Source organism: Agathobaculum faecis, from assembly GCF_014287995.1.
GTDB classification, from domain to species: Bacteria; Bacillota; Clostridia; order Oscillospirales; family Butyricicoccaceae; genus Agathobaculum; species Agathobaculum ammoniilyticum.
This window is the reverse complement of record NZ_JACOPL010000043.1, coordinates 1-3,193: the sequence shown is the minus strand read 5'-3', so window position 1 is coordinate 3,193 and position 3,193 is coordinate 1. Positions and strand designations below refer to the sequence as shown.

Here is a 3,193-nt window from a genome sequence, read left to right as displayed (position 1 = left end):
CCTTCCTCAAGCGCTGTATTCAGCGCGTTCCGCAGTCTGGACGCGCTGCCCTGCGGCACGTCAATGCCGCCCATGGTTTCTATTCCGGCGGTAGCGGCCGAAGAGAGGATGGCCGAAAACGCGGCCTCCGCGTCCGATGCGCCGGCCGCTTTCGCCCTCTCGTAGTCCGTCCCCACCGTGGACGCAAAGCTGCTCATGTATCCCGCGTTCTTCGTAAGCTGCCGCGTAATGTTGGAAACAATGTCGTCCGCAGCTCCGGCCAACGTGCTGCCTCCCTGCGCCGCCGCGCTTGTGCCGCCCGACATTACCGCGATGACCGCCTGCGGGATCATCCCGAGCGCGCTCTGGTACAGGTCGCCTATCGCGCCTCCGATTTTCCCGCCGCGCTCGTAGTTGTACCGGCGCACCTTTTCCTGAATATCCTCGTTCGTCCGCTTTGCCGCATCAATCTTGTCCTGCACAAATTGCGGCGTGATTACATCCGGAAGCAGGAAATCAAGCGTAGAGTAAAATCCCCTGTTGATTCCCGCAATGCCCGCCATGGTGTTATGTCCTAATACCGAAAGCGGGGTTTGCGCGTTATAGCTCTGCTGCGTCCGCACCTCCTCCGCGACCGGAGCGGAGAGGTTCACGCCGGCGTTATTATAGGTTTCGCCAGTTCCAGGCAGATAGGCAAGGTTGTATTTTTGACGGATTGCGTTGTTCGCTTCAAAAAGCGCCCGCTTCTGTGCATCGTCCGCGAAATGCCATGCGACGCTGTTTGCGGTAAGCTGGTCCAAATCTGCCTGCCGCTGTGCCCTCGTCGTCCCCCGAACCGCGGGCAGCGGGGAAACCGCTCCGCCTCCCCCGCTGAACCCTCCGCCCGTTCTGCCCGTGCCGCTCCCCCTCAGTTTCAATGTACAATAAAAAGCCCCACCTTGACACTGGCGGGGCTTATGGTATAATATCTATAAAAGGGGCGTTGCCGACGAGCGGTTGACCCTGAATGAAGAAGTTATGAAATAACCGCTACATTTTGGTCGATGGGGCGGTTATTTCGCGTTTATGGTCAAAATATGTAGCAATAAGATTGCACATATCAAAACTCGGAAGAGTTTTATGCCCATAAGCACCACCTCCCTTTTACAGGAGAGTGGCCAACCGCCCGCCGCTGGGAACGACAGCGCCCGACATATTATACCATCGCACGCCGCGCTGTGTCAATTTGCCGCCATCGGGCGGCTTTTTTATTTCTGTCCGAGCTGTTTGACAATCTGGTTTACACCCGTCGCCGCAAGGCCGGACACAATGCCGATTGCAATTGCCGTCAGCGGGTCGTTTGCGCCATACTCCGGCATAATCCGCATCGCTGCAATTCCCAGCACCGCGCCGGAAATGCCGCAGATGATCGGCAGCCACTTGTTGTCAAGCGCCGTAGCCTTTACGGTCTGTGCGATCAGATAGCAAATTACCATGATTGCCGGAATCGCCGTAAATCCCAAACTTTCCATAAGTACGCTCCTTTCAAAGTCCAATTCTTGCAAGCAGGAATGCGATTACTGCCGCCAGAACTGCCCATACCGACTTGTCCACAATGCTTTCCCACCGTCTTGCGGGCTTGCTTGTAACCTCCGCGACGGTAGCGGTCAGGCTGTCCAGTTTCTCAATAATGGTGTTATACCGTTCCTCCTGTACCGCGCTGTCCTGCTCCAATGCGCGGATACGGTCAAAGAACTCCTTGTGCGTGTCGCCCGCCCTGTCCATCCGCTTTTCCAACGCTTCCACGCGGGCAAGCGTGATGCACTCGTGCGGATTGTTTGTTCATTGGTTTTCCATAGGCAAGTGGGGCGGTTTGACCCGCCCCGTCACCTCCTTCCTGATCAGCCCTGCAGGAACCCGTTTTCAATCAGCAGGTTCTTGTACATCATACTTTCCTTTTCAGCTTTCGCCTGTGTTTTTATATTGTCACGCCATTTCAAATACTGTCATAGCTCCACCCCGTCATAGCCGCGATAAAATCCACGTCCGCGCGGAGTTGCTCTTCCTGCGTCGGTTCCGGCTCCGGTTCAGGAGGTCGGGCGGTCGGCGTAATATCCACCAGCACGCCGTCCTCAATCGCCAACTCGCAGTACGGGCAGTAATACGCGCACAGGGTTCAAGACTGACAGGGACAGCCACCCATTCGGTGCTTGTCCGTGGTGGAGGGTGCGCATCTGTCTGGTAACTTCATTTACAATGAGCATCATTCAACACCCCAGTTCTTCATTGCAATGTATTTGTATAGCTTTTCGTTTGCATTTGGCATCGTAGTGCCATTGAGTGTGCCAGTAAGAGTAACGCCTGTATCAGACCAGGCCAAACTAATCGAATAGCTAACGCTCGCACTAAACGGTGATCGAATTGCTGTTTGCTCTGGGAAAATCACGAATTGGGACAATTTAGCCAAATCCGAAGTTTCGTTATAAGCGCTATAAATCGCAACCATCGCGGGCTTAAATCCTACATCAATAGTTGCTTTTGTTGTACCGTCGCCTGTATATTCTCCCGTCACATACCCTCTCGCCCACGGGTCTTTGATTTCCAGCCACTCATCCAGCGGGCTATACGCTGTTACTCCCTCTGAATCGATCATCTGTCCTGCGGTTATGCCCTCGCATGTGCAGTACCCGCCAAAGCCGGTTTTGATGGTTTCGCCGTCCTCGCCGAATTCAAGGGCTATTGCGTCTTTGGAGTTGTTCAGGAACGAGCCTGCGATTTGGTTGCCGAATACTTCAAGGATGGTGGTTGTGCCATAGAAGGAATTATTATTATTGGCGTATGCGATAAGAACTTTATTATCAGTAACAGCGATGTATGTCCGAAGCATATTCAGCATTTTTAATGGTTGTTTCGGCTGTTCCATTAATGACGGTTGCAGAACTTTCTAAACTGTTTGATGACCATACAAAGACGACTTTATTTTTATCTGCATTTGCCGCTAATACTTCGCCAGCTGTATTTGCCCCGCCATATACTGTGTTTGTTAAATAGAAAGTTAAGCAAATGAGCACGAAAAAGTTAAAGCAGGCAGCACCTGTTGATTCTATATGGGCACGAATGTCAAGAACCGAATTGAAATGAACCGCTATTTTTAGGTGCGGCAAAAAGGACACAGAAAACCAAGCCACCGGAAATTTTGACTCTGGCCCAGAATGGACAGGTTCAGGATAAGATC

Annotated in this window: 6 protein-coding genes; all 6 read right to left on the bottom strand. The window is 52.7% G+C overall.

All coding sequences use genetic code 11. The features are described 5' to 3' along the window. Window positions 1–779 (bottom strand): hypothetical protein (locus H8S45_RS15580; protein ID WP_207724525.1); only part of this gene is annotated, 779 nt, incomplete at its 3' end. A gap of 447 nt (window positions 780–1,226) precedes the next feature. Next, window positions 1,227–1,490, bottom strand: coding sequence for a phage holin family protein (locus H8S45_RS15575; RefSeq protein WP_054326343.1), 264 nt, complete (start codon window positions 1,488–1,490; stop codon window positions 1,227–1,229). 13 nt (window positions 1,491–1,503) lie between these two features. Further along, a complete protein-coding gene (locus H8S45_RS15570) occupies window positions 1,504–1,764 on the bottom strand; it encodes a hypothetical protein (RefSeq protein WP_207724524.1) in 261 nt (86 codons plus the stop codon). Between the two features lie 190 nt (window positions 1,765–1,954). Continuing rightward, window positions 1,955–2,077, bottom strand: a complete 123-nt coding sequence (locus H8S45_RS16655) for a hypothetical protein (RefSeq protein ID WP_256435243.1) — start codon at window positions 2,075–2,077, stop codon at window positions 1,955–1,957. Between the two features lie 144 nt (window positions 2,078–2,221). After that, on the bottom strand, window positions 2,222–2,881 hold the full coding sequence (locus tag H8S45_RS15565) for a hypothetical protein (RefSeq protein WP_054326341.1): 660 nt from the start codon (window positions 2,879–2,881) through the stop codon (window positions 2,222–2,224). Next, on the bottom strand, window positions 2,817–3,193 hold a 377-nt coding region (locus H8S45_RS15560), incomplete at its 5' end, for a hypothetical protein (protein ID WP_186950552.1). The genes H8S45_RS15565 and H8S45_RS15560, both read right to left, overlap by 65 nt.